At 60.7% G+C, this 21,380-nt stretch carries 16 protein-coding genes and 1 riboswitch; of the genes, 7 read left to right on the top strand and 9 right to left on the bottom strand.

What is annotated here, in order from left to right; all coding sequences use genetic code 11:
* Nucleotides 1–20: 20 nt before the first annotated feature.
* Nucleotides 21–1,625 carry a DUF262 domain-containing protein gene (locus AC1DXO_RS15405; protein ID WP_476979053.1) on the bottom strand — a complete coding sequence of 535 codons (1,605 nt, stop codon included), beginning with the start codon at nucleotides 1,623–1,625 and terminating at the stop codon, nucleotides 21–23.
* Nucleotides 1,626–1,983: 358 nt separating this feature from the next.
* Here AC1DXO_RS15405 and smc point away from each other — a divergent pair, with 358 nt between their 5' ends.
* From smc to AC1DXO_RS15375, 6 genes are all read left to right on the top strand, one after another.
* On the top strand, nucleotides 1,984–5,454 hold the full coding sequence (gene smc, locus AC1DXO_RS15400) for a chromosome segregation protein SMC (RefSeq protein WP_476979052.1): 3,471 nt from the start codon (nucleotides 1,984–1,986) through the stop codon (nucleotides 5,452–5,454).
* A 226-nt stretch (nucleotides 5,455–5,680) separates the two neighbouring features.
* Complete coding sequence (locus tag AC1DXO_RS15395; protein WP_476979051.1) at nucleotides 5,681–5,986, top strand: AtpZ/AtpI family protein; 306 nt, start codon at nucleotides 5,681–5,683, stop codon at nucleotides 5,984–5,986.
* A gap of 84 nt (nucleotides 5,987–6,070) precedes the next feature.
* Complete coding sequence (locus AC1DXO_RS15390) at nucleotides 6,071–6,832, top strand: F0F1 ATP synthase subunit A (RefSeq protein ID WP_476979050.1); 762 nt, start codon at nucleotides 6,071–6,073, stop codon at nucleotides 6,830–6,832.
* Between the two features lie 37 nt (nucleotides 6,833–6,869).
* On the top strand, nucleotides 6,870–7,127 hold the full coding sequence (locus AC1DXO_RS15385) for a F0F1 ATP synthase subunit C (protein ID WP_476979049.1): 258 nt from the start codon (nucleotides 6,870–6,872) through the stop codon (nucleotides 7,125–7,127).
* Between the two features lie 49 nt (nucleotides 7,128–7,176).
* Entirely contained in the window at nucleotides 7,177–7,842 is a 666-nt protein-coding gene (locus AC1DXO_RS15380) for a F0F1 ATP synthase subunit B family protein (protein ID WP_476979048.1), read from the top strand.
* Nucleotides 7,842–8,333, top strand: a complete 492-nt coding sequence (locus tag AC1DXO_RS15375; protein WP_476979047.1) for a F0F1 ATP synthase subunit B family protein — start codon at nucleotides 7,842–7,844, stop codon at nucleotides 8,331–8,333. Before AC1DXO_RS15380 ends, AC1DXO_RS15375 begins: the two co-directional genes overlap by 1 nt.
* 370 nt (nucleotides 8,334–8,703) lie before the next feature.
* On the opposite strand, the gene AC1DXO_RS15370 is transcribed toward AC1DXO_RS15375, so the two are convergent.
* Nucleotides 8,704–11,112: a serine/threonine-protein kinase gene (locus AC1DXO_RS15370; protein ID WP_476979046.1), complete on the bottom strand. Its 2,409-nt coding sequence runs from the start codon at nucleotides 11,110–11,112 to the stop codon at nucleotides 8,704–8,706.
* Between the two features lie 99 nt (nucleotides 11,113–11,211).
* Nucleotides 11,212–12,225: a cupin-like domain-containing protein gene (locus AC1DXO_RS15365; RefSeq protein WP_476979045.1), complete on the bottom strand. Its 1,014-nt coding sequence runs from the start codon at nucleotides 12,223–12,225 to the stop codon at nucleotides 11,212–11,214.
* Nucleotides 12,226–12,422: 197 nt separating this feature from the next.
* Between AC1DXO_RS15365 and AC1DXO_RS15360 the strand changes: the two genes are divergently transcribed.
* A complete protein-coding gene (locus AC1DXO_RS15360; RefSeq protein WP_476979044.1) occupies nucleotides 12,423–15,362 on the top strand; it encodes a TonB-dependent receptor plug domain-containing protein in 2,940 nt (979 codons plus the stop codon).
* Nucleotides 15,363–15,700: 338 nt separating this feature from the next.
* On the opposite strand, the gene AC1DXO_RS15355 is transcribed toward AC1DXO_RS15360, so the two are convergent.
* The 6 genes from AC1DXO_RS15355 to gcvT form a co-directional block, all read right to left on the bottom strand.
* The gene (locus AC1DXO_RS15355; RefSeq protein ID WP_476979043.1) at nucleotides 15,701–16,126 is read right to left on the bottom strand and encodes a hypothetical protein; all 426 of its coding nucleotides are present in this window, start codon (nucleotides 16,124–16,126) and stop codon (nucleotides 15,701–15,703) included.
* Between the two features lie 253 nt (nucleotides 16,127–16,379).
* Nucleotides 16,380–16,757, bottom strand: a complete 378-nt coding sequence (locus tag AC1DXO_RS15350; RefSeq protein WP_476979042.1) for a hypothetical protein — start codon at nucleotides 16,755–16,757, stop codon at nucleotides 16,380–16,382.
* A 103-nt stretch (nucleotides 16,758–16,860) separates the two neighbouring features.
* Nucleotides 16,861–18,402: an aminomethyl-transferring glycine dehydrogenase subunit GcvPB gene (gene gcvPB / locus AC1DXO_RS15345; RefSeq protein ID WP_476979212.1), complete on the bottom strand. Its 1,542-nt coding sequence runs from the start codon at nucleotides 18,400–18,402 to the stop codon at nucleotides 16,861–16,863.
* A gap of 8 nt (nucleotides 18,403–18,410) precedes the next feature.
* The gene (gene gcvPA / locus AC1DXO_RS15340) at nucleotides 18,411–19,754 is read right to left on the bottom strand and encodes an aminomethyl-transferring glycine dehydrogenase subunit GcvPA (protein WP_476979041.1); all 1,344 of its coding nucleotides are present in this window, start codon (nucleotides 19,752–19,754) and stop codon (nucleotides 18,411–18,413) included.
* A gap of 24 nt (nucleotides 19,755–19,778) precedes the next feature.
* The gene (gene gcvH / locus AC1DXO_RS15335; protein WP_476979040.1) at nucleotides 19,779–20,144 is read right to left on the bottom strand and encodes a glycine cleavage system protein GcvH; all 366 of its coding nucleotides are present in this window, start codon (nucleotides 20,142–20,144) and stop codon (nucleotides 19,779–19,781) included.
* A 4-nt stretch (nucleotides 20,145–20,148) separates the two neighbouring features.
* Nucleotides 20,149–21,270, bottom strand: a complete 1,122-nt coding sequence (gene gcvT / locus AC1DXO_RS15330; RefSeq protein WP_476979039.1) for a glycine cleavage system aminomethyltransferase GcvT — start codon at nucleotides 21,268–21,270, stop codon at nucleotides 20,149–20,151.
* Between the two features lie 29 nt (nucleotides 21,271–21,299).
* Nucleotides 21,300–21,380, bottom strand: a riboswitch (glycine riboswitch).

The raw sequence follows: 21,380 nt of genomic DNA, 5'->3' as shown, positions 1-21,380 counted from the left end.
GGTCACCGTTACTCCGCATTTCATTCCTCAAACCAGATCGCTGCTGCCGCCCGAGCCAATTCCTCGCCCACCTCTTCCACGGCGTCAGCATCCCATTCATCCACCTCATCGAGTCTATCGCTCCACTCACCGCGTATCGCTAGCGGTAGAAATTCCTCTTTAAAGTCATACCATGTATCAATATCTTTCGGACGGCTTTCGGTCGCAGCCAATATAGTATTACCAATGGTCGACGCCCAATAACTTCCATCCTCAGCACTCATATCGTGCCATTGATCCGCTTGCTTCGTCCAAATGAAATGAAGATTTCCCCATTTCGTTGGCGTCAATACGCCCTCGATAATAGATCTTCTAACAAATGAAAGTACGCTTTTATTAAATGACCTTTTCTTGAGTTGTGAAATAAAATCAGTTTTGGATGGATTTAAATCCCTCAAGTCGCCAACAATATTTTGCCACTTACCAGTGTCGGAAATTTTCTTTGCGGCCTCACCAAATCGTCGCTCTACATTACCAGTTCCCAAATTCCCCACGACAATCCGACGAACGACCAATCGCAAAACGTATTCCATACCCGTTAAAGAATCCGGGACACCAGAAATGGCAATGAGCAACGGTCGAACTGCAATAACTCCCAAGCTGTTAAGTGCAGAAAAAATTTTTAACGCCCCCGGTTCCGCAGGCCCATCGAGGCTCGGATCAATCATTTGAAGATATAGAGGCAGCCGCAACTCCAGCAGCCGCATCAGTTCAGGAACTGTCGGAGGTTCCTTGCCTAGGAATGTAAGTCTATTAGCTAGAAAACCAAATAAATCTTTAGGCAAGATGTGCCCGGACTCTACAGTTATTACATGTCTTATATATTGGACAAAATTATTTGCCCCCTCGTCGACAAACCGCCGCTGAATGATTTGCCATTCCCTATACCGTTGCTGGCGATTGGTCTCATTAGTTTGACTTAAAACATAACTCTTTAGTAAGTCTGCAGTAGTTAATTCTTTGCCACGCGTATTTATTACCTCATACACTTGATATGCAGATGATGGATCCGGATGCACGAAAACAGCAAAATAGAGCCTTTCTGTGAGAAATTTCGTCCACTTACCTAAGCGTTTGAAAGGATCTTCGGCAAGATCACCTTTCAATTTTCTCGACAAATATTCATAGGATTCTACAATTCTCGCCGATACTGAATTCTTATCTGCAACTTTTGGCGCTTTTCCGGTCTCAATAATTGCTTGAAAAGTATCATTGTCCCGCTCATCAGACAATTTGACCCTGGGATCTGTATTATCTGACTCATAATCGATAGCTTGTATAAAATCGGCTTGAATCCTATCCGCTAACGCAAACCTCTGACGCCTTTGACACTCGTGATAAATAGCATTTACCAGAAGCGTAAGCGTCATTATTCGCTGCTGCCCATCTACAACACGCTTCCTTTTCTCGCTATCAGTCAATATTATTAGACCGAGAAAATACGAATCTGAATCTATGTTGCTACATAGATCGTTCCAAAAATCAGAAACCTCATCCTCTCCCCAGGAATACTCTCTTTGAAAAGGTGGAATTTCAAATACGGCGTTCGAAAATAAAGCACCGGCGCTACTTGCTGAAGCGTTCAAAGGCGTCTGCACGTTTTAACCATTCTCTCATTAAGCGATGACACTAACTTAGATACCGAGATAATAATGAAAATGCCACTGTTTGACACACGTGCATATAGAATAAATGCCCAGCAATCGAGCATTCTCACTTTCGTGTCTACGCAATCCGTGTCCCTATATAAATGTCGTCAGAGAATAAGGTTTTAACCCCGCTACTAATTACCAGTAAGGCCGCCTACTCCCTGCAAGCGGCCTCGCGCTTTGGAGCGCAGGTAGTCCTGAAGCCGCGCCCCCATTTGCATCCGCGCGCACCCCTCCCTATTATAACCGTAAAGAATCGGTAAACATCGCTTCCCGCGCGTATCAGGCCCCCCCCTTGCAGTTTCAGAAGATCAAGCTTTCGGGATTCAAGTCCTTTGTCGATGCGACCGAGTTCCGCATCGACCCGGGCCTGACCGGTATTGTCGGGCCAAACGGCTGCGGCAAGTCGAACCTGCTCGAAGCCCTGCGCTGGGTCATGGGCGCCACGTCAGCGAAAGCGATGCGCGGCGCCGGCATGGACGACGTCATCTTCGCCGGCTCCGACAAACGCCCGTCGCGCAACTGGGCCGAAGTCACCCTGACCATCGACAATGCCGATCGCCTCGCCCCCCAGCCCTTTACCGACCAGCCCGTGCTCGATGTCGCCCGCCGCATCGACCGTGGCTCCGGCTCGTCCTACCGCATCAATGGCAAGGAGGTCCGCGCCCGCGACGTCCAGCTGCTCTTCGCCGACGCCTCGACCGGCGCCAATTCGCCCGCCCTGGTCCGCCAGGGCCAGATCTCCGAACTGATCGCCGCCAAGCCGCAGAACCGCCGCCGCGTCCTCGAAGAAGCCGGCGGTGTTTCCGGCCTGCATACCCGCCGCCACGAAGCCGAACTGCGCCTCACCGCCGCAGAATCCAACCTGTCGCGCCTCGACGACATCGCCCGCGAACTCGACACCGCCCTGTCGCGCCTCAAACGCGAAGCCCGCCAGGCCGAAAAGTACAAGAAGATCTCGGCCGAGATCCGCGCCCTGCAAAAGGCCATCCTCCACGCCAAATGGCTGGAAGTTCGTGCCCTGCTCGAAACGGCCATGGCCGACATGCAGGCCCAATCCCTGCGCGTCGAAACCTCCGGCCGTGCCGCCGCCCAGGCCCAGACCGACCAGATCAACGCCACCGAAGCCATCCCGCCCCTGCGCGAGGAAGAGGCCATCGCCGCCACGGTCATGCACCGCCTGACGATCGAAAAGGAACGGCTCGACCTCGAAGAAAAGCAGGTCGCCGCCGAGATCGAACGGCTGAAATCCGAACTGAAACGCCTGGCTACCGACTTCCAGCGCGAACTCGACCTGTCGTCCGACGGTTCCGTCCAGTTGGAACGCCTGCAATCCGCTCTCGCCCGCGTCCAGGCCGAGATTGCCGACGCCCCGTCGCGCGAACCCGAACTGCGCACAGCGCTCGACGCCGCCGAAGCTGAACGCAAACAGGCCGACGCCGCCATTGAAGCCATGGCCGCCGAACAGGCCGCCCAGGTCGAGCGCCAGCGTCTGGAAGCCGCTCGCCTGCAGGAAGCCAAGTCACGCTTCGACCGCATCGCCGCCCAGCTTCAGACCGCCCACAACGAACGCAATGCGCTTGGCCATTTCGACTATACCGCCGTCGACACCCTGAAGGCCCAGGCCGCCCAGGCCCAGACCGACTTAGATTCCGCGCGCAAGGCTACCGACACCCTGGACTCCGAAAGAGTCGCCCTGGTCAATGCCGAGGCCCAGGCCCGGAAGGCCATGCGCGAGATCGAAGACCAGTTGGGCCGCCTGACCGCTGAAGCGCGCGGCCTGGCGCAAATACTACAGGGGGGCCAAAAGGCGTCCAAGCCCGTCCTCGACGAAGTCCGTCCGGAAAAGGGTTATGAACTGGCCCTGGCCGCCGCCCTAGGGGACGACCTTAATCTCACTCTATCGAAAAAGGACAGCCAGGCCCTCGCCTTCTGGAGCGAGGATTTCGAATCGAAAGCCGCCCATATCGACCTGTCGGGCCTTGGGGTCGCGCCGCTGCGTGACCATGTCCGCGCCCCAGCCGCCCTGGCCCTGCGCCTGTCCACCGTCGGCGTCGTCACCGCCGGCGACGGCGACCGCCTGCAGGCGCAACTGCCCGTCGGCGCACGCCTGGTCTCGAAGGAAGGCGACCTATGGCGCTGGGACGGCCTGATCGTCCGCGCCAAGGCGCCCAAACCCGCGGCCGTCCGCCTGGCCCAGCGCAACCGCCACGACGAGCTTGAAGCCGAGATCGCTACCCTGCGGCCGCGCTTTGCCGAGGTCCAGACGGCGCAACGCACGACGGCTGAGGCGCAGGCTCGCCACGACGACGCGCTCCGCCAGGCGCGCAATCGCCTGCCCGACCTCGAACGCGCTGCCCGCAACCGCCAGCAGGCCCTGGAAGAGCGCCTGCGCGCGCAGACCCATTACGAAGCCCGCCTCGAAGGTCTCGAAGCCAGCCTGGCGCGCTTGTCCGGCGACCATGGCGAGATGGAACACCTCTATAAGCTGGCCGTGGCGTCGCAAACCGCCGCCATCGATACCTCGGGCATGAAGGCGTCGCTCCATTCGGCACGCGCCATGGCCGAAGGCAAGCGCCAGTCGGTCATGCGCGCCCGCGCCGACCTCGACCAGGAAATGAGCAACCGCTCGGCGCGCGAAGGCCGCGAACGCACCTTCAGCCGCGAACTGGCCGAATGGACGCGGCGGACCCAGGATTCGGGCTCGCGCCTGATGAAGCTGGAAAAGGACCAGGCCGCCGCCCGCGCCGCCCTGGAACAGTCGCAGTCCGCGCCGCACGAATTCGAAACCAAAAGGGTCAGCCTGGTCGATCAGCTGGAAACCGCGCAAAAGCGCCTCAATGCCGCGCGCGACGCCCTCAATGCCGGTGAAACCGCCCGCCGCGACGCCGATATCAACCTGCGCACCCTGGAACAGGAAGCCTCGGCTGCCCGCGAAGAACGCGCCGGCGCCCAGGCCCGCCTCGAAGCCATGCAGTCGAAATCGGCCGATCTCGAAGCCGTTATCCTGGACCAGACCGGCGGCACGCCCGACGACCTGGGCAAGCGGCTGAAGGAAGAAGCTATTGCCACCCCGGCCGACGCTTCCGGCGCCGAATCACTGCTGTCCGGCCTGGAACGCGAACGCGATGCGCTCGGCGCCGTCAATCTGCGCGCCGAGGAAGAAGCCGCCGAATATGAAGGCCGGCTCGATACCCTGGGCCGCGAACGCGCCGACCTGATCACCGCCATCGCCAAGCTGCGCGACGGCATCGACGAACTGAACGCCGAAGGCCGCGAACGCCTGCTGGCCGCCTTCCATATCATCAACGAGCACTTCAAGACCCTGTTCGTCACCCTGTTCGACGGCGGCTCGGCCGAGCTGCGCCTGGTCGAATCGGACGATCCGCTCGAAGCCGGCCTCGAGATCTTCGCCTGCCCGCCGGGCAAGCGCCTGTCGACCATGAGCCTGATGTCGGGTGGCGAGCAGGCCCTCACCGCCACCGCCCTGATCTTCGGCGTCTTCCTGGCCAATCCGGCGCCGGTCTGCGTGCTCGACGAAGTCGACGCGCCGCTCGACGACGCCAATGTCGATCGCTATTGCCGCCTGCTGGCCGAGATGCGCACGCGGACCAAGACGCGCTTTATCGCCATCACCCACAACCCCGTCACCATGTCGCGGATGGACCGTCTGTTCGGCGTGACGATGAGCGAACGCGGCGTGTCGCAGCTGGTGAGCGTCGATCTGTCGCAGGCAGCCGAGATGGTCGCCGAAAACGTTGCCTGATCAGGGCCTGAACTTGGCCTGATCGGTGTAAAAGCCGCCGAAAATGCCCCCAAACCTGCCATAAAAACGTTATATTGTACGGACTTCCGAAGCCATTATGGCATAAATATGCCTTGTTTTGGCTTTTGTCCCCGCACGCGCTTGACCTTTGGCAGTCGTTTCAGTAGGTTCCGCCGCGTTCGAGCCAGGCTGGTTTTCCGCCAGTCCTGCCTGCGTGGTACTGACCGTGACAGATGAACCTCCCAACGGACCTTCAACCGACGACGAGTTGAAGGATCTCGATGACCGCCTCAAGGCGGCCGAAGCGCGTCAGCGCAAAACGGTCGACGCCAGCGCGGAAGTCGGTGCGAATCAAGGCCTGCAGGTCTTGGGCGAGTTGGTGGGCGGTATTCTGGGCGGTCTTGGACTGGGTTGGGTCGTCGATCACTACCTGTTGGGCAGTACGCCCTGGGGCATGATCATCGGCGTTCTTCTGGGCATGGTGGCTTCGATCTATCTGGTCGTGAAGCGCAGTCAGTCCGGTTCTTCCTGAGACAAGGCAGAAGCCCTGGTCTCATCCGTGAAATTTCAATCGGCGCCCTCCAAGGCGCTGAATTTATATAGAGGTTGAGGGCTTATGGCCGATCCATTGCACCAGTTCCAGATCGAGACGATCTATGAACTTCCCGCCTTTGACGTTGCGGGCGTGCATGTCAACATGTCGATCACCAATTCGGTCCTGGCCATGCTTATCGCGGTGGGGACGACCCTGCTGTTCTTCGCCCTGACCACGGCGCGCGCCAGCATCATCCCCGGCCGCGGCCAGGTGATGGCGGAAAGCCTGTTCCGCCTGATCGACGACCTGACCGATTCGATCATCGGCCACGACGGCCGTCAGTTCATGCCCTACGTCTTTACGCTGTTCCTCTTTATCCTCAGCTGTAACCTGGTCGGGATGTTCACCTACTTCACCGCGACCTCGCAGATCGCCGTGACCCTGACCCTCGCCGCCATGACGATCGTGATCGTACTCGGTGTCGGCTTCGTCCGCCACGGCTTCGGCTTCTTCAAGATGTTCGTGCCGTCGGGCGTGCCATTGCCGATCCTGTTCGTGCTGGTGCCGATCGAAATCCTGGCCTTCATCATGCGCCCGGTCACCCTGACGCTTCGTCTTTTCGGCAACATGCTGGGCGGCCACATCGTCATGAAGGTCTTCGCCGGCTTTATCGTCTCGGCGGCTGTCCTGGGCCTCGGCGGCTATGCCATCGGCCTGGTGTCGTTCAGCACCATCGTCGCCCTCACCACCCTCGAATTCCTGGTCGCCTATCTGCAAGCCTTCGTGTTTGCCGTTCTGACCTGTGTCTATCTCGGTGACGTGGTCAATATCGGCCACCACTAATCACTCAACTCGACTATCACTTACGGAGCTACCCCCAATGGACGTTCAATCCGCCACCCTCTTCGCCATCGGCCTCAAGTACATCGGCGCCGGCCTGGCCACCCTCGGCATGATCGGTGCCGGTATCGGCCTCGGCATCCTGTTCGGCAACTATTATGTCGGCGCCCTGCGCAATCCGTCGGCTGCCAAGACGCAGCAAACCAACCTGTTCATCGGCATGGCGCTGACCGAAGCTCTCGGCATCTTCGCCTTCGTTATCGCCCTGCTGATCCTGTTCGGTAAGCCCACTCTCTAATTGAACCTGTTTCCGGCCACTGGCCGGAACGGGCCTTCAAGGACCTGTTATGACCGCAGCCTCCTCTACTGCTGTGACGGATGTCGAAGGCGTTGCTGCCTCCGCTGACGCCTCGGTGCCCACGACCGTCGTGTCGCTGGTGCCGCTGGCCGGCGAAGGCCAAGGCACGGCTGCCGATCACACCGCCGGCACAACGGCCATGACCGAGCACGCGGACAGCCATGAATCGGGCGGCCTGCCCCAGCTCAATACCGAGCATTGGGCCGGCCAGATCGTCTGGCTTCTGGTGATCTTCACGGTCTTCTACGTGCTGATGGCCACCGTCTTCACCCCGCGTCTGCGCAAGGTGATCGGCAACCGCGGCTCGACCATCGCCGAAGACCTGGCCAATGCCCGCGCCAACCGTGACGAAGCTGAAGCCCAGGCCCGCGAAGCGGCTGCCGAAACGGCTGCAGCCCACACGGCGGCGCGCAAGCTGGCCAGCGAGGCCGTGGCGCGTTCCAATGCCGAGGTCGCAGCCCTGACCGCCGCCGAAGACGTGAAGCTGAACCAGCGCCTGTCGGAAGCCGAAAGCCGCATCCGTGCGGCCCGCGACGCCGCCATGGCCCATGTCACCGACATTGCCGGTGACACGGCCCAGGCCCTGATCGAAAAGCTGACCGGCAAGGCCGCGACGGCCGCTGCCCTGAAATCGGCCTTCGGAAAGGTATCGTAATGGAATTGTTTACCGAAGCCGAAACCTGGGTACGTCTCGCCCTCGTCATCTTCCTGTTGATCCTGGTCTTCGCCAAGGTCCCGGGCAAGCTGTGGACCTCGCTGGGCGATACGGGCAAGGCCGTCAAGGCCGAGTTGGACGAAGCCGTCCGCATTCGCCAGGAAGCCACCGACCTGCTGAACAGCATCCGGGCCCAGCGCCAGGCGGCTGAACAGAAGGCGCGCGAGATCATCGCCCTGGCCGAGGAAGAAGCGACACGCCTGGCCAAGGAAGCCCGCGAGAAGCTGGCGGAATCGATCCAGCGCCGTGAGGAACTGGCCGAACGCAAGATCGCCCAGGCCGAAGCCAAGGCCGCAGCCGACGTCAAGGCTGCCGCCACCGACCTGGCGACGCAACTGACCGAGATCGTTCTGGCCGAACGCACGGCCAAGATGGACAGCGACGCTTCCATCGACAAGGCGATCGTGCAACTGCCCGGCCGTTTTAACTAAGCAGTCGCGATTGTGCTGAGAATATGAAGGCCCGGAGTTCGCTCCGGGCCTTTTTCGTGGCGCAAGCTGCGGGCGGCATCCTCTGCGGCGCAAGACATTGAACTTACAGTCATTTTCAACGCGGAAAGCGCGGAAAAGTCGGAAAGACACGGAAAGGGAGCTTGTCGAGCAGCTTCTGCCCGAAGGGCATTCGTCCGTGTTGGTGATATCGAATTTGTGAGAAAGCGCTTCGCGCGGACGTGTGTATTGCCCTGAATTTTCCGCGTCTTTCCGACTTTTCCGCGCTTTCCGCGTTGAAAATTACCACTATTTCAGTGGCTTATGATTCATCTGTAGCCGAACACAGATGAAAATTGCGAAGGTCATGAGATTATCCGGAACACCTTGCCAATATCGCCCTGGCGGCCGGTATTTCGGTGTGCTTGTAGCGCTCGGCCAGGGTCCCACGGGTGTCCATATCCGTGAATATGGCCAATGACTCCCGCGCCGCGGCGCAGGCTGGTCCCTGCCGTTTCGCCGCCACATAGTGGTCGCCAAGGCGCTGCAGGGTAACCGCAAGATTGACGCGGTTGTCCGGGTCCGCGGGATGGATCACCGACATCCGCCGGCGCCGCGCCACAGCCAGTTCGGCCTCCGCGACCGCTTCCCTGCCCCGTCCAAGAGCCTCCAACGCCAGGGACCGATGCATGCTCAGAATATCCAGTATGTGTAGCGTCGGTGCGCTATCGTCATAGCGGCTGAGATCGGCCATCAGCTTTTCCCCCCGCTCCGCCCATAACAAGGCCTTATCCGGCTGGCCCATGTCTTCGAAGGACGACGCCAGTTGATAGTCGTAATAGCCCTCGCGCTGGGGGATGCGCATATCCATGACACCGTCCGCGTCGGCCTGGGCCAGGATAGCCTGGGCGCGCAGATAGTGATCGACACCCGCCTGCGGACCGACGACATAATAGCTGGCGTCGCCCAACGAATTTTCACTGCTGGCCTCCAGCATGGCGTGCTGGGCGCGATACTTGCCCGGCGCCGGCAGGGTTTTGAAATGCGCCAGGGTCTCTTCCATCAACGCTTTCAGGCGCGGCATGTCGTTCTGCCCGAAATACATGTCGCCCAGGCCAATGGCCGCATTCCACCGCCCGTAGGCCGCTTCGAGATCGCCGGGATTACGCGCCAGCACACCGTCGTATAGCGCGAAGGCTTCGTCAAAGGCGGCGCGCGCCCCCTTTGGGTCCTTGTGCGCTATCAATATGACGCCGGATCGCCAGGTCAGGGTCCGGGCCAGCTCGCGCTTGAAATCGTCGCGCCCGGGATAGGCCTTGATCAGCCCCCTGAGCAGGTCCTCCGACTTCGCCAGCGCTCCATTGCCGTCCTTTACCTTGCCATTGCCATTGGTGCTGGTCGTCGCCTGGGCATTGCCAAGCCGGCCGTAACCGACGGCAATGTCGCGCTGAACGTCCGCCGACACGGCATTACCTTCGGAGAGTCGCGTGATATATTGCCAGCCGACCGTGGCGTTGCGCTCACGCAGGGCTGTCGATCCGGGCAGCTTGACCAGTTCGTCGTGAAAGTCGTCCAGCATATAGTTGGCCAGGGCGCGCACGTCATTGAAGCGCTTTTCGGCCAGCGACCGCTGATGCGCCGCCTGGACATAGAGCCCGGTAATGACACCCAGGGCAACCACGGTGCCGGCAATGACCGCCAGCCCGGCCGCCACGGCGCGCGGGCGGCGTTTGACCAGCAAGCGCGCCTCGCTGCGCCACTGACCGGCCTGCAGGCTGGTCGGGCGATGCTCCAGCATGGCGCGCAGGTCGTCGGCCAGAGCCTGCGCCGTCGGGTAGCGCTGATCGGCATCCGCGGCACTGGCGCGGGCGATGACGGCGTCGCAATCGGCGTCACCGGTCGACGGCAGAGGACCTGACGCCGGCGCTTCCGGCCATTGGCGCGCCAACAGGCCGTGCAACAGCAACCCCAGGGCAAAGATATCGTCCGACGGCGTCGGCACCTTGCCCGCCAGCCGCTCCGGACTGGCATAGGCGGGAGTCGACGGGAAGGTGATCTTGTTGTCCTGCTCGGCGGCATTGGCGGCCAGGGAGGCGATACCGAAATCGACCAGGCACGGCGCGCCATCCGGCCGGATCAGGATATTCGACGGCTTCAGGTCGGCATGGACGACCAGTTGCTGGTGGGCATATTGCGTCGCGTCCGTGATCTGCGCCATCAATGCCAGGCATTCCGGCTTTGTCAGGGCCTTGCCGGCGGCATAGACATGTAGAGGCAGCCCGTCGATCAGTTCCATGATGAACCACGGCAGGCCGACCTCGGTGATCCCGCCGTCCAGCAGCCGCGCAATGTTCGGATGGTTCAGACGCGCCAGGGCCCGGCGTTCGGTGTCGAAAAAGGCCAGGGCCTCAATCGCGTAGCGGCTGGGCCGCATCAGTTTTACGGCGACTTCCTGGTCGAAAAGACCGTCGTCGCGCACGCCGCGCCACACCTCCCCCATGCCGCCGACGCCGATCATGCTGTCCAGGCGAAAGGGCCCGATACGTTCCGGCGTCTGCAATATGGCCTGCCCGGCCTCGCCCGGCATCTGGGTGGGCATGATCTCCGGCGCCACGGCATCCGCCGCGATCAGCGCCTTCACGGCGGTGATTGCATCGGCATCGTCGGGGAAGAAGGTGGTGAGCCAGGCTTCCCGCGCGCCTTCTTCGACATCGAGTACCTGATCGAAGGCATCGAGGATACGCCGCATCCGGTCGCTGGATGTGCCCACAGGCGGAGTCATTGATCGATCTCGCGCAATTTAACCACCCTCGGCTTAGCTATGGGATAGGCAGGTAACTTACCCCACCCCGTCGCAACGGCAAGCGGCAAAAAATCGCGGTTATGTCGTCATGCCGCGCCGCAGGAAGGCCTTGATCTCCCGTACCCGCTGCGGAGTCAGCTCGCCCAGGGTGCCCCGGTCGATTTCCGTCAAATGCGCCAGGGCGTCGCCGCCGGTATTGAAGACGTAGTAGTCGAACAGGCTCTTCCACAGCCGATGATGATCGGCAGGCATGTCGCGCAGCGCCAGTATGGCGTGGAACAGGGCTTCATAGGGCGAAGCCTGGGGCGCCGCCGTATCCCACCAATAGTTGACGAGGACATTGAAGGGCGACAGGGCGTGGACCTGATGCCACCAGCCATACGGAATATACAGGGCATCCCCCGCCTCGAGATCGGCGGTCAGCATGCTTGCCTGCGCCTCGGCAAAGCGTGGATAGAGTTGCAGATCCGGGTTCGACGCATCCACCATGCTGACCGGCACACCGCCGATCGTCCGGTCGAAGGGGCCGGGATAGAGATTGACCAGCTGTTCGGGCGGAAACAGCAGGAAACGCCGCCGGCCGGCAACCACACAGGCCAGGTTGGCATTCAGGTCATAATGCGCGCGCGTCACCGTCGCATTGCCGATCCAGATGCGCGGCGCGACATCCGGCAGCAGATCGAGCCGGTTTTCCGCGGCGAATCCCGGCAGATGCCTGTCGATTTCGGCGGATTGCATATAGACAGAATGGGGATGTTCCTTGGCGCGCTCCTCCACAAGACGATCGAGGATCTGCGCCAGTGGCGCCGGGCCGAAGCGGAAATTGTCGCTGCGTGTATCGGCGCCATAGAAGAATTGACCGTGGATGTCCGGTGCGCCGACATAGACGCCGGCGAGCGCACCATTGTCATGGCGCCGGAGATAATCGATCAGGGCATCGTCCGACTGCCGGCCCAACTGGACGGCCGGCCAAGGCGCGGTCACGCCCTTCAGAACGACCGGACGTCCAGCCGCCTGCATCCCGGCGAACAGGTCCGGCGTAACGGTATTAAGCGCGGTGACCGCCCCGTTTGAAGCCCCCAGCAATGACATAAAAGCATCACCTTCAAAAATCGTATACTTTATTACAGAGAATCGTATAACATATATTGACGTTACGGGACATCGGTGTTTTTTGAATCCCGTTGGGATTGTTACAGACCGACGTGCCAATCGAACGTGCCAATCCGACGCGGAAGTACACGCTGCACAGACAGCTCGCCAAATCGACACAAGATCGGGAAAAAATTATGAAAACCAGAAAAAGAGCGTTGAGTCTTACCGGGGTCGCTCTGATCGCCCTCATCCCCACCTGCCTGGCCATGCCGGCCTTCGCCCAGGACGCCACGACAAATGCCGCTGACGGCAGCGAGACCGTGGTTGTGGTCACCGGCACGCGTATCCGCCGGCCCAATCTGAAGAGCGCTTCGCCGATCACGTCCATCGACGACAAGGAAGTCAAGCTCGAGGGCGCAGTCTCTGCTGACATGTTCCTGAAAGACCTGCCTCAATTCAAAGCCGGTGTTAACGAATACCAGTCGAATGGTTCCGACGGTACGGCGAACGTCAATTTGCGCAGCCTGGGCGGCAACCGCAGCCTGGTGCTGATCGACGGTCAGCGCCTCCTTCCGCAACAAGGCGTTGATCTGAACTTCATTCCCTCAGCCCTGATTGAGCGCACCGACGTCCTGACCGGCGGCGCGTCCTCGGTCTACGGCTCCGACGCCATGTCAGGCGTCGTCAATTTCATCATGCGCAAGAGGCTGAACGGCGTACGCATCGACTCGCAATACAGCATCTTCCAGCACACCAACGACGACAGCTATCTGCGCGACATTCAAACGGCGAAAGGTATCACACCGGCACCGAAAAGCATAACTGACGGGCAGAAGTACGACTTCAACATTGCCATCGGTTCCAATCTTGATGACGGCCGCGGCAATGTCACCGGCTATTTCGGTTATCGAAAGATGGAACCGGTTCTGCAGTCTGGCCGCGACTATTCGGCCTGCGCCCTTTTTGAGCCGACGCCAGAAACCTTCGGCTGTGGCGGCTCCAGCAACCACGCCTACGGCCGCTTCCTTCCCTCAACTGGCCCCAGTGCAAGTGTGAGTTATGCCAATAACAAGGATGGTTCCAAGACGTGGGTGCCGAACGATTCGTCGTTCTCCTACAACTACGCGCCCCTTAACTTCATCCAGCGCAATTCCGAACGCTATCAGGCCGGTGGTTTTGTGAGCTACGACATTACCGATCACCTGACCTACTCCGGCAGTGTCATGTTTATGGACGATCATTCTCGTTCCCAGGCAGCGCCGTCCGCCATCTGGTCCGGCCGTCAGTTCACCATCAACTGCGACAATCCGCTGATGAGCAATGACCAGAAGATGAAGCTGTGCGGCTCGACGACCTCGACCGACAGCCAGCAGACTGAAGTGGCTTTCCGGGCAGCCGCCCTGGGCATGGGGCGTATCAATGATATGCGTCATACCGATTACCGCTTCACCAGCGCGCTCCATGGCGACATCAATGATGCCTTCAGCTTTGACGCCAGCATCATGTACGCCAAGACGATTGGCGCCTTCAACTACCAGAACGACATCAACCAGGACAAGGTTGCCAACGCCTTGCAGGCCGTCACCTCGGGCGGTCAGATTGTCTGTAAGGGCGGTCAGCAGGGCTGCGTGCCGGTCGACGTCTTCAGCGCCAAAGGCCCCAGTATCGAGGCCTATAACTACATTTTCTCGCCGACCTTCACCAATGACTCACAGGACATCAAGGTGTTCAATGCGTTCATTAGCGGCGATCTCGGCAAGTATGGCTTGACCTCGCCCTGGACCGATGACGGCATTGCCGTTGTTCTCGGTGTGGAAAACCGCGCTGAAACCTACGACCATAAGATTGACCAAACCCAGATTGACGCAGGTTTGGCGCCTGCAAACGGCAAGGTGAGCGCGAAGGAAATCTTCTTCGAATCCGAAATACCCCTGGTCTCTGACAAACCGCTCATCCACAGCCTCAACATTTCGGTGGGTTACCGGAGTTCGACCTTCGAGACCTCGTCGGAGTTGACCAGCCCCATTGAGAAGAAGACCACCACCTACAAGATCGAAGGCCGCTACGCTCCGACCGCTGACATCCTGTTCCGCGCCAGCTACAATAAGGCCGCGCGCGCTGCCGGCATTTCCGAGCTGTTTGCACCACAAAGCGTGGGCAATACATCCCTGGTCGATCCCTGCTCCCGCGACACCCAGACCGCCACGCTCGCGCAATGCAAGCTCACGGGCGTAACGGACGCGCAGTACAATAACAAGACCATCACGTCGCCACCGGCTGATACCGGCTCGGCACTTGGCGGCGGCAATCCAGATCTGAACCCGGAAATCGCCAAGACAACCACGTTCGGAGTCGTTTTCACGCCACAGTCTCTGCGTGATTTCACAGCCAGCATCGATTACTACAAGATCCGCGTCGATGGCTATATCGGAACGATCGACCCAGGTGTCGTCATGCACCAGTGCATCGCCGGCGAGGCCTTTTATTGCGGACTAATCCATCGCGATCCTGCCACCGGCGGGCTGTATGGTTATAATACCGCGGGCGGCTACATCAAAGGTACCAATCTCAATACCGGCTACCTTCAAACGACCGGCTACGACATCAACGCCAGCTACCGCCTGGAGACCGCTATTGGCGAAGTGAATTTTGCCCTGGCCGGCTCTTATCTGGCTTCGCATGAGACGGAGGCCCTGCCGGGCGGCGGCTCCTATGACTGTACCGGCCTCTACGGCGTAACCTGCGGCCAGCCGTTGCCAAAGTGGCGTCACAACCTGCGCTCTACCTGGTCTACGCCGTGGACCGACAAAGCGTGGGCACCCTCAGCGATCTCGTTAAACTGGCGATATCTCGGTGGGACCGAGTTGTCTAAAAACACCGATAACCCGTTCCTTGCCGGCAGCCCGTCAGTCATCAACGCGAAAATCGCCGCCTATAACTACTTCGACCTTGCGACGGTTTTCAACGTGACGCATGCGGCCGTTATCCGTGTCGGCATCAACAACATCCTCGACAAGGCACCCCCGGCGATCGATGCCGGGCTGCTGGTCGAGAATGGCAACGGCAACACCTATCCCGGCACCTATGACCCGCTCGGCCGGACGATCTTTATTGCTCTGTCAGCGGCGTTCTGATCGGTTCCTAAATTCCTCTTCCGGCGCATACTTTTTGCTCTCTCATCTTTTTGACTGTGCAGAACAGCTAGTAGGGCCAGTCCTCCACCGTAGCGAAGCGTTACGGGGGAGGTGGCGCGAAGCGCCGGAGGGGGCAATACCACACCTTTAAAGTAAGAAAAGTCCCCCCTCCGCCGCCTTCGGCGCACGCCACGGGACGCCCCGGTCCCCCGCAGGCGGTGGAGGACTAGCTTTTTGGGTCGCTACCAGGCTGTAGGTGGTTTGCCGATTTGAATACACAGCATAAAAAAAAGCCCGCCGGTTATTCCGGCGGGCTTTCCTGTTGTTTGATGTCTGTTTCAGGCGACCGCGCGCGTCCGGCGAAAGGTACGGCGGCGCCAGCTGCCCAGCACCACCTTACTGCGCAGGAGGAAACGTTCGACCTTCAGGACCTGTTGCCAGAAGATCGAGGCTACCGGCGGATTGCGGCGCAGGAGCTTGCGGATCGGCATGATCCAGGCCGGGTGGCGGCGCTTCAGGTGAATGAACTGGCGGCGCGCCCAGAAGGCGTTACGAAGCACAAGGATGAGGCCCAGCACGACCAGGAAGTAGTGGCCTGGGACAATAACCAGAACCAGGCCGGCACCGATCAGCACAAAGCCGAGCGCAATCAAAATCCAGCCCAGTACCTTCTTGGTAAAGCGCTTCGCACTGCGCTTGATGGCGCGCCAGTGAACTCCGGGATGATGATGTTCCGGTGCTACCGCACCCTTTTCGCTCGACATGGACCTAACAGACGCCTTCAATCGCCCTAAACTCTGAAACCTTATACGTCAGCCGCTCGCTGATGGATCTGATATGGAGACGCTTCGTGGCAATGTAAAGGCGTGTCCTGAAGATCAAATGAACGTGGACAAAATTTAATTTCCGTAGCGACAAGATGTGTCAGTAATAGCTTGTATTTATAGAAAAACGCGGTGTTGACCGATGCCCTGCGGCCATAAACCGCAGGCCTTATGGCACCTTCAGGGGCGCGCGTCAGGCGGGAATAAGCTGCCAGCGCGGACGGCGGAATCGCATGTGAAGCAGCGATTTAAGCTCGTGACGGAAGCGATACATGAAGCGAAAACGGCGTGGCAGGACGCGGCGTTCGATACGCAGCGTGTTCAGCCACAACAGGGCCACGACCTTGGCGCCGGGACGCAGAAGTGCCCGGATCGGCCCCATGATTTTCGGATATTTGTGAACCAGCTTGACGAAGTGGCGCTTGACCCAGGTCGACCCTCTCAGGACCAGAACCAGGCCCAGCAGGATGATCGGAATACCGAAGGGACCGGGCAAGGGCGTCACGACGACACCCAGCAGCATCAGGACGAAGCCGGCAACCGTCATCAGTAGTTTCAGCACAATGGTCATGGCCCCGATCCTTATCTATGAAGGATATAGGAGCCGCTGCCTTCCCCTGCAAGGCGGAAAAACAGCGGCGTCCGTAAGGGCTTAGTTAAAGGCCAAGAAGGGCTTAGCTAAAGGTGAGGCGGGGCTGGCGGGCCGCCCGCGTTTCGTCCAGACGCTTGGCCGGCGCCAGATAGGGCGCGCCCTTGAACCGCGCCACATCGCCGCCCAACGCCGCCTGGGCCAGGGCCCGCAGGACGGCGATAAAGCGGTCCATTTCGGCGCGCGACTCGGTTTCCGTCGGCTCGATCAGCATGGCGCCGTGGACGACCAGCGGGAAATACATGGTCATCGGGTGGAAGCCTTCGTCGATCATAGCCTTGGCGAAATCGAGCGTGGTGACGCCCGAGCCTTCCAGCCAGCGATCGTCGAACAGGGCTTCGTGCATGCACGGCCCTTCGGGGAAAGGCACGCTCATCAGGTCGCTCAGCGACGCCTTGATATAGTTGGCGTTGAGTACGGCGTCCTCGGCGACCTTCTTCAGGCCGTCAGCGCCGTGGCTGAGCATATAGGTCAGGGCGCGGATATACATGCCCATCTGGCCGTGGAAGGCGCACATGCGGCCGAAATTGGCGGCGCTGTCCCCTTCCCCATGTTCTTCCAGGACAAAACCGGCATCCGTGCTGACCACCCACGGACGCGGCGCGTAGGCGGCGAGCGCCGCGCTGAGCACCACCGGACCGGCGCCCGGACCACCGCCGCCGTGGGGCGTCGAGAAGGTCTTGTGCAGGTTGATGTGCATGGCGTCGACGCCCAGGTCGCCCGGGCGAACCCGGCCGACAATGGCGTTAAAATTAGCGCCATCGCAGTAGAAATAGGCGCCGGCGGCGTGCACCACTTCGGCTATGTCGACGATGTCGCGTTCGAAAAGGCCGCAGGTATTGGGGTTGGTCAGCATGATGGCGGCGACACCGTCATCGATCTTGGCCTTCAGATCGGCGAGATCGACACGGCCATCGGCCGTCTGGACGATTTCGCGCACCGTATAGCCGACAAAAGCCGCCGTCGCCGGATTGGTGCCGTGGGCCGAGGTCGGGACCAGCACCGTGCGGCGATGCCCCTGCCCCTTGGCTTCGTGGGCCGCCTTGATGGCCAGCAGGCCGCACAGTTCGCCATGGGCGCCCGCCTTGGGCGACAGGGCGACGGCAGGCATGCCGGTCAGGGTCTTCAGCCAGTGGGCCAGGCTGTCCATCAGGGCCAGCGCGCCCTGCACGGTCGAGACCGGTTGCAGGGGGTGGATATCACCGAGACCGGCCAGGCGCGCCATCTTTTCGTTGAGGCGCGGATTGTGCTTCATGGTGCACGAACCCAGCGGATACAGGGCCAGGTCGATGGCGTGGTTCTTCTGCGACAGCCGGACATAGTGGCGCATGGCTTCCGGCTCGGTCAGGCCGGGCAGGTTCAGGTCGTCGCCGCGGACCAGGTCGCCTAGATCCGAAGTATCGATGGCGACATCGGCAAAATCGACGCCGGTGCGGTGATAATCGTCCCATTCGAAGATCAGGCGCTCCGACTGGACCAGGCCGCGACCGCCCAGCAGGCTTTTGAAGGACGTGGTTTCAACTTCGAAATCGGGGGCGGACGGACGGCCGACCGTGTTCATCTTCATATCGCCGCTCATGACAGCACCTCCTCGAGAGCGCCCACAAGCGCATCCATATCCGCATCGCTGACGGTTTCGGTCGCCGCAATTATCAGGTGATTGGCAAAGGCCGGATCGTCGCTCAGGCGCGAAACCGGCACACCACCCAACAGGTCGCGCGTTGCAAGGGCCTCGACCACTTCGGCCGCCGGCCGGGACAGCCTGACGGTGAATTCGTTGAAGAAGCGCGGCGTCACGACCTCGACACCTGCCAGTTCGGACAGGCGATCGCGCAGGGCGTGGGCCTTGGCGTAGTTGATCTTGGCGACGCGATTCAAGCCCTCCTGGCCCAGCAGGGTCATGTGGACCGAAAATGCCAGGGCGCACAGGCCAGAATTGGTGCAGATGTTCGACGTCGCCTTGTCGCGGCGGATATGTTGCTCGCGCGTCGACAGGGTGAGGACGAAGCCACGTTCGCCATCGGCATCGACCGTTTCACCGCACAGGCGGCCGGGCATCTGGCGCAGGTATTTTTCCTTGGCGGCGAACAGGCCGACATAGGGCCCGCCATAAGACAGCGGCACGCCGATCGACTGGCCTTCGACGGCGACGACATCGGCCCCCATCTCACCGGGCGATTTCAGCAAGCCCAGCGACATGACCTCGGTCACCACGACGATCAAGAGCGCACCGGCAGCTTGCGCGGCGGCGGCGATTTTGGTCAGGTCGGTAGCCGTGCCGAAAACGTTCGGCGTCTGGACGACGACACAGGCCGTGTCGGCGTCGATATGGTTCAGCACCTCGGTTTCGTTATCGATGGCCAGGGCGCAGGCTTCGGTTTCGATGCCGACGGCGTGGGCCAAGGTCTCGACCGTTTCGCGGTAGTGCGGGTGCAGGCCGCCCGACAGCACCGCCTTGTTGCGGCGTGTAACGCGGGTGGCCATCAGTACGCCTTCGGCGGCGGCGGTCGAACCGTCATACAGCGAGGCGTTGGCCACGGGCATCCCCGTCAGGCGCGCCACCTGGGTCTGGAATTCGAACAGGACCTGCAATGTGCCCTGGGCGATTTCCGGCTGGTACGGCGTGTAGCTGGTCAGGAATTCCGAGCGCTGGATGATATGGTCGGCGGTTGCTGGGATATGGTGGCGATAGGCCCCTGCCCCGACAAAGCACGGCACACGCGACGGGCTGAGATTCTGCCGCGCGAAGTGCTGAAGCTGGGCTTCGACCTCCAGTTCGCCGGCATACATCGGCAGGTCGACCGTGCCCGAACGACGCGCCACGGCCGGCACGTCGACAAACAGATCATCGACCGAGCCAACCCCGATCTTTTCCAGCATCGAGACCCGGTCGGCCTCGCTTAACGGCAGATATCTCATCACTCATTCCCGACCGATATGTTTTTACAGGGTGCCCAGATAGGTTTCGTAGGCGTCGCGATCCATCAATTCGTCCAGCTCGGCCAGGTTGGTCAGCTTGATCCTGGCGATCCAGCCGGCGCCTTCGGGCGAGGCATTGACGGTGTCCGGGCTGTCCGACAGGCCGGTATTGGCGTCGAGCACTTCACCGGAGACCGGCGCATAGACGTCCGACGCCGCCTTGACGCTTTCGACGACGGCGAAGCTGTCGCCCTTTTTCAGTGCCGTGCCGGCGGCCGGGACCTCGACAAATACCACATCGCCCAAAGCGTTGGCGGCATAGGCTGTGATGCCGACAAGGGCGGTATCACCGGTCACTTCGACCCACTCATGATCCTTGGTAAATTTCATGGTCTTATCCTTTCGGCTTGCGGTGGTAACCGTTCTTGACGAACGGCAGATTGACGACTTCGGCGGCGTAGGGCTTGCCGCGAACTTCCAGTTTCAGGCGCGTGCCGAGGGCCGATTGAGCGGGGGGCACATAGCCCATGGCGATCGAATAGCCGAGCGTCGGCGACGGCACGCCCGAGGTGACGACACCCAGTTCGGCGCCGTCGTCGCGGAGGATCTTCGCACCTTCACGGGCCGGTGGCCCTTCCAGGACGCGCAGGGCGACGCGGACGCGACCGAGATCGCCATTGAGTTGGCTCTGAATGCGGGCGCCGCCCTTGATATCGCCCCGGCTGAGGCGCGACTTCTGCATGGCGAAACCGAGATTGGCCTCGACCAATGTGTAGCCGGCGTCCATCTCGTGACCATAGAGCGGCATGCCGGCCTCCAGGCGCAGGCTGTCGCGGGCGCCCAGGCCGATCGGCTTGACCTGCGCAAAGGTCAGTAACAGGTCCCACAACTCGCCTACCTTCGCCGCCGGAAAGCTGATCTCGAAACCATCCTCGCCGGTATAGCCTGTGCGCGAGATAAAGGCTGTCTCACCCAGTATGTCGAAGGTTCCGCATTCCATGAAATATAGATCACACGCCGCCGGGCAGACGTCTTTCATGACGTCGGTCGCCTTGGGACCCTGCAAGGCCAGCAGGGCGCGGTCATCGATAACCTCAAAGGTCGTATCGCCGATCAGGTTGGCGGCAATGATCGCAAAGTCCTGTTCCTTACAGGCAGCATTGACCACCAGGAAGAAACCGGTCGCTTCAGGCCGCGACACCATCCAGTCGTCGAGTATACCGCCTTCGTCATTGAGCAGCAGGGAATATTTCTGCTTTCCCGGAAGCAAGGTCGCGAAATCGGTCGGGGTCAGGGCTTCCAGGGTGGCGATGGCATCGCTGCCGGTCAGGCGCGCCTGGCCCATATGCGAGACGTCGAACAGGCCCGCACTTTCGCGCGTCCATTTGTGTTCGCCGAGCACGCCGTCATATTGAACCGGCATGTTGTAGCCGGCGAACGGCACCATGCGCGCGCCCAGCGCCACATGGCGGTCGAACAAGGCTGTGGATTTGAGGGTTTCTGGGGAATCGGACATGGGGGCTCGCAGTCTCGTTAAACACGTGATCTGCCCCCGCTGTCCTTGGGCCTGAGAGATTTGCTCCTTCGGCGAACGCCCTTACGGCGCTACTTTCCAGCGTGTCGTGG

This window comes from Asticcacaulis sp. P2_C5, from assembly GCF_056404555.1.
The sequence above is the reverse complement of the archived record's forward strand: the minus strand, read 5'-3'. Positions and strand labels throughout refer to the sequence as shown.

Excerpts from the sequence above, each read along its gene's own strand:
- AC1DXO_RS15390 (WP_476979050.1), top strand. The coding sequence starts at position 6,071 with ATGGCCGATCCATTGCACCAGTTCCAGATCGAGACGATCTATGAACTT.
- AC1DXO_RS15385 (WP_476979049.1), top strand. The coding sequence starts at position 6,870 with ATGGACGTTCAATCCGCCACCCTCTTCGCCATCGGCCTCAAGTACATC.
- AC1DXO_RS15380 (WP_476979048.1), top strand. The coding sequence starts at position 7,177 with ATGACCGCAGCCTCCTCTACTGCTGTGACGGATGTCGAAGGCGTTGCT.
- AC1DXO_RS15375 (WP_476979047.1), top strand. The coding sequence starts at position 7,842 with ATGGAATTGTTTACCGAAGCCGAAACCTGGGTACGTCTCGCCCTCGTC.
- AC1DXO_RS15370 (WP_476979046.1), bottom strand. The coding sequence starts at position 11,112 with ATGACTCCGCCTGTGGGCACATCCAGCGACCGGATGCGGCGTATCCTC.
- AC1DXO_RS15365 (WP_476979045.1), bottom strand. The coding sequence starts at position 12,225 with ATGTCATTGCTGGGGGCTTCAAACGGGGCGGTCACCGCGCTTAATACC.
- AC1DXO_RS15360 (WP_476979044.1), top strand. The coding sequence starts at position 12,423 with ATGAAAACCAGAAAAAGAGCGTTGAGTCTTACCGGGGTCGCTCTGATC.
- AC1DXO_RS15355 (WP_476979043.1), bottom strand. The coding sequence starts at position 16,126 with ATGTCGAGCGAAAAGGGTGCGGTAGCACCGGAACATCATCATCCCGGA.
- AC1DXO_RS15350 (WP_476979042.1), bottom strand. The coding sequence starts at position 16,757 with ATGACCATTGTGCTGAAACTACTGATGACGGTTGCCGGCTTCGTCCTG.
- gcvPB (WP_476979212.1), bottom strand. The coding sequence starts at position 18,402 with ATGAAGATGAACACGGTCGGCCGTCCGTCCGCCCCCGATTTCGAAGTT.
- gcvPA (WP_476979041.1), bottom strand. The coding sequence starts at position 19,754 with ATGAGATATCTGCCGTTAAGCGAGGCCGACCGGGTCTCGATGCTGGAA.
- gcvH (WP_476979040.1), bottom strand. The coding sequence starts at position 20,144 with ATGAAATTTACCAAGGATCATGAGTGGGTCGAAGTGACCGGTGATACC.
- gcvT (WP_476979039.1), bottom strand. The coding sequence starts at position 21,270 with ATGTCCGATTCCCCAGAAACCCTCAAATCCACAGCCTTGTTCGACCGC.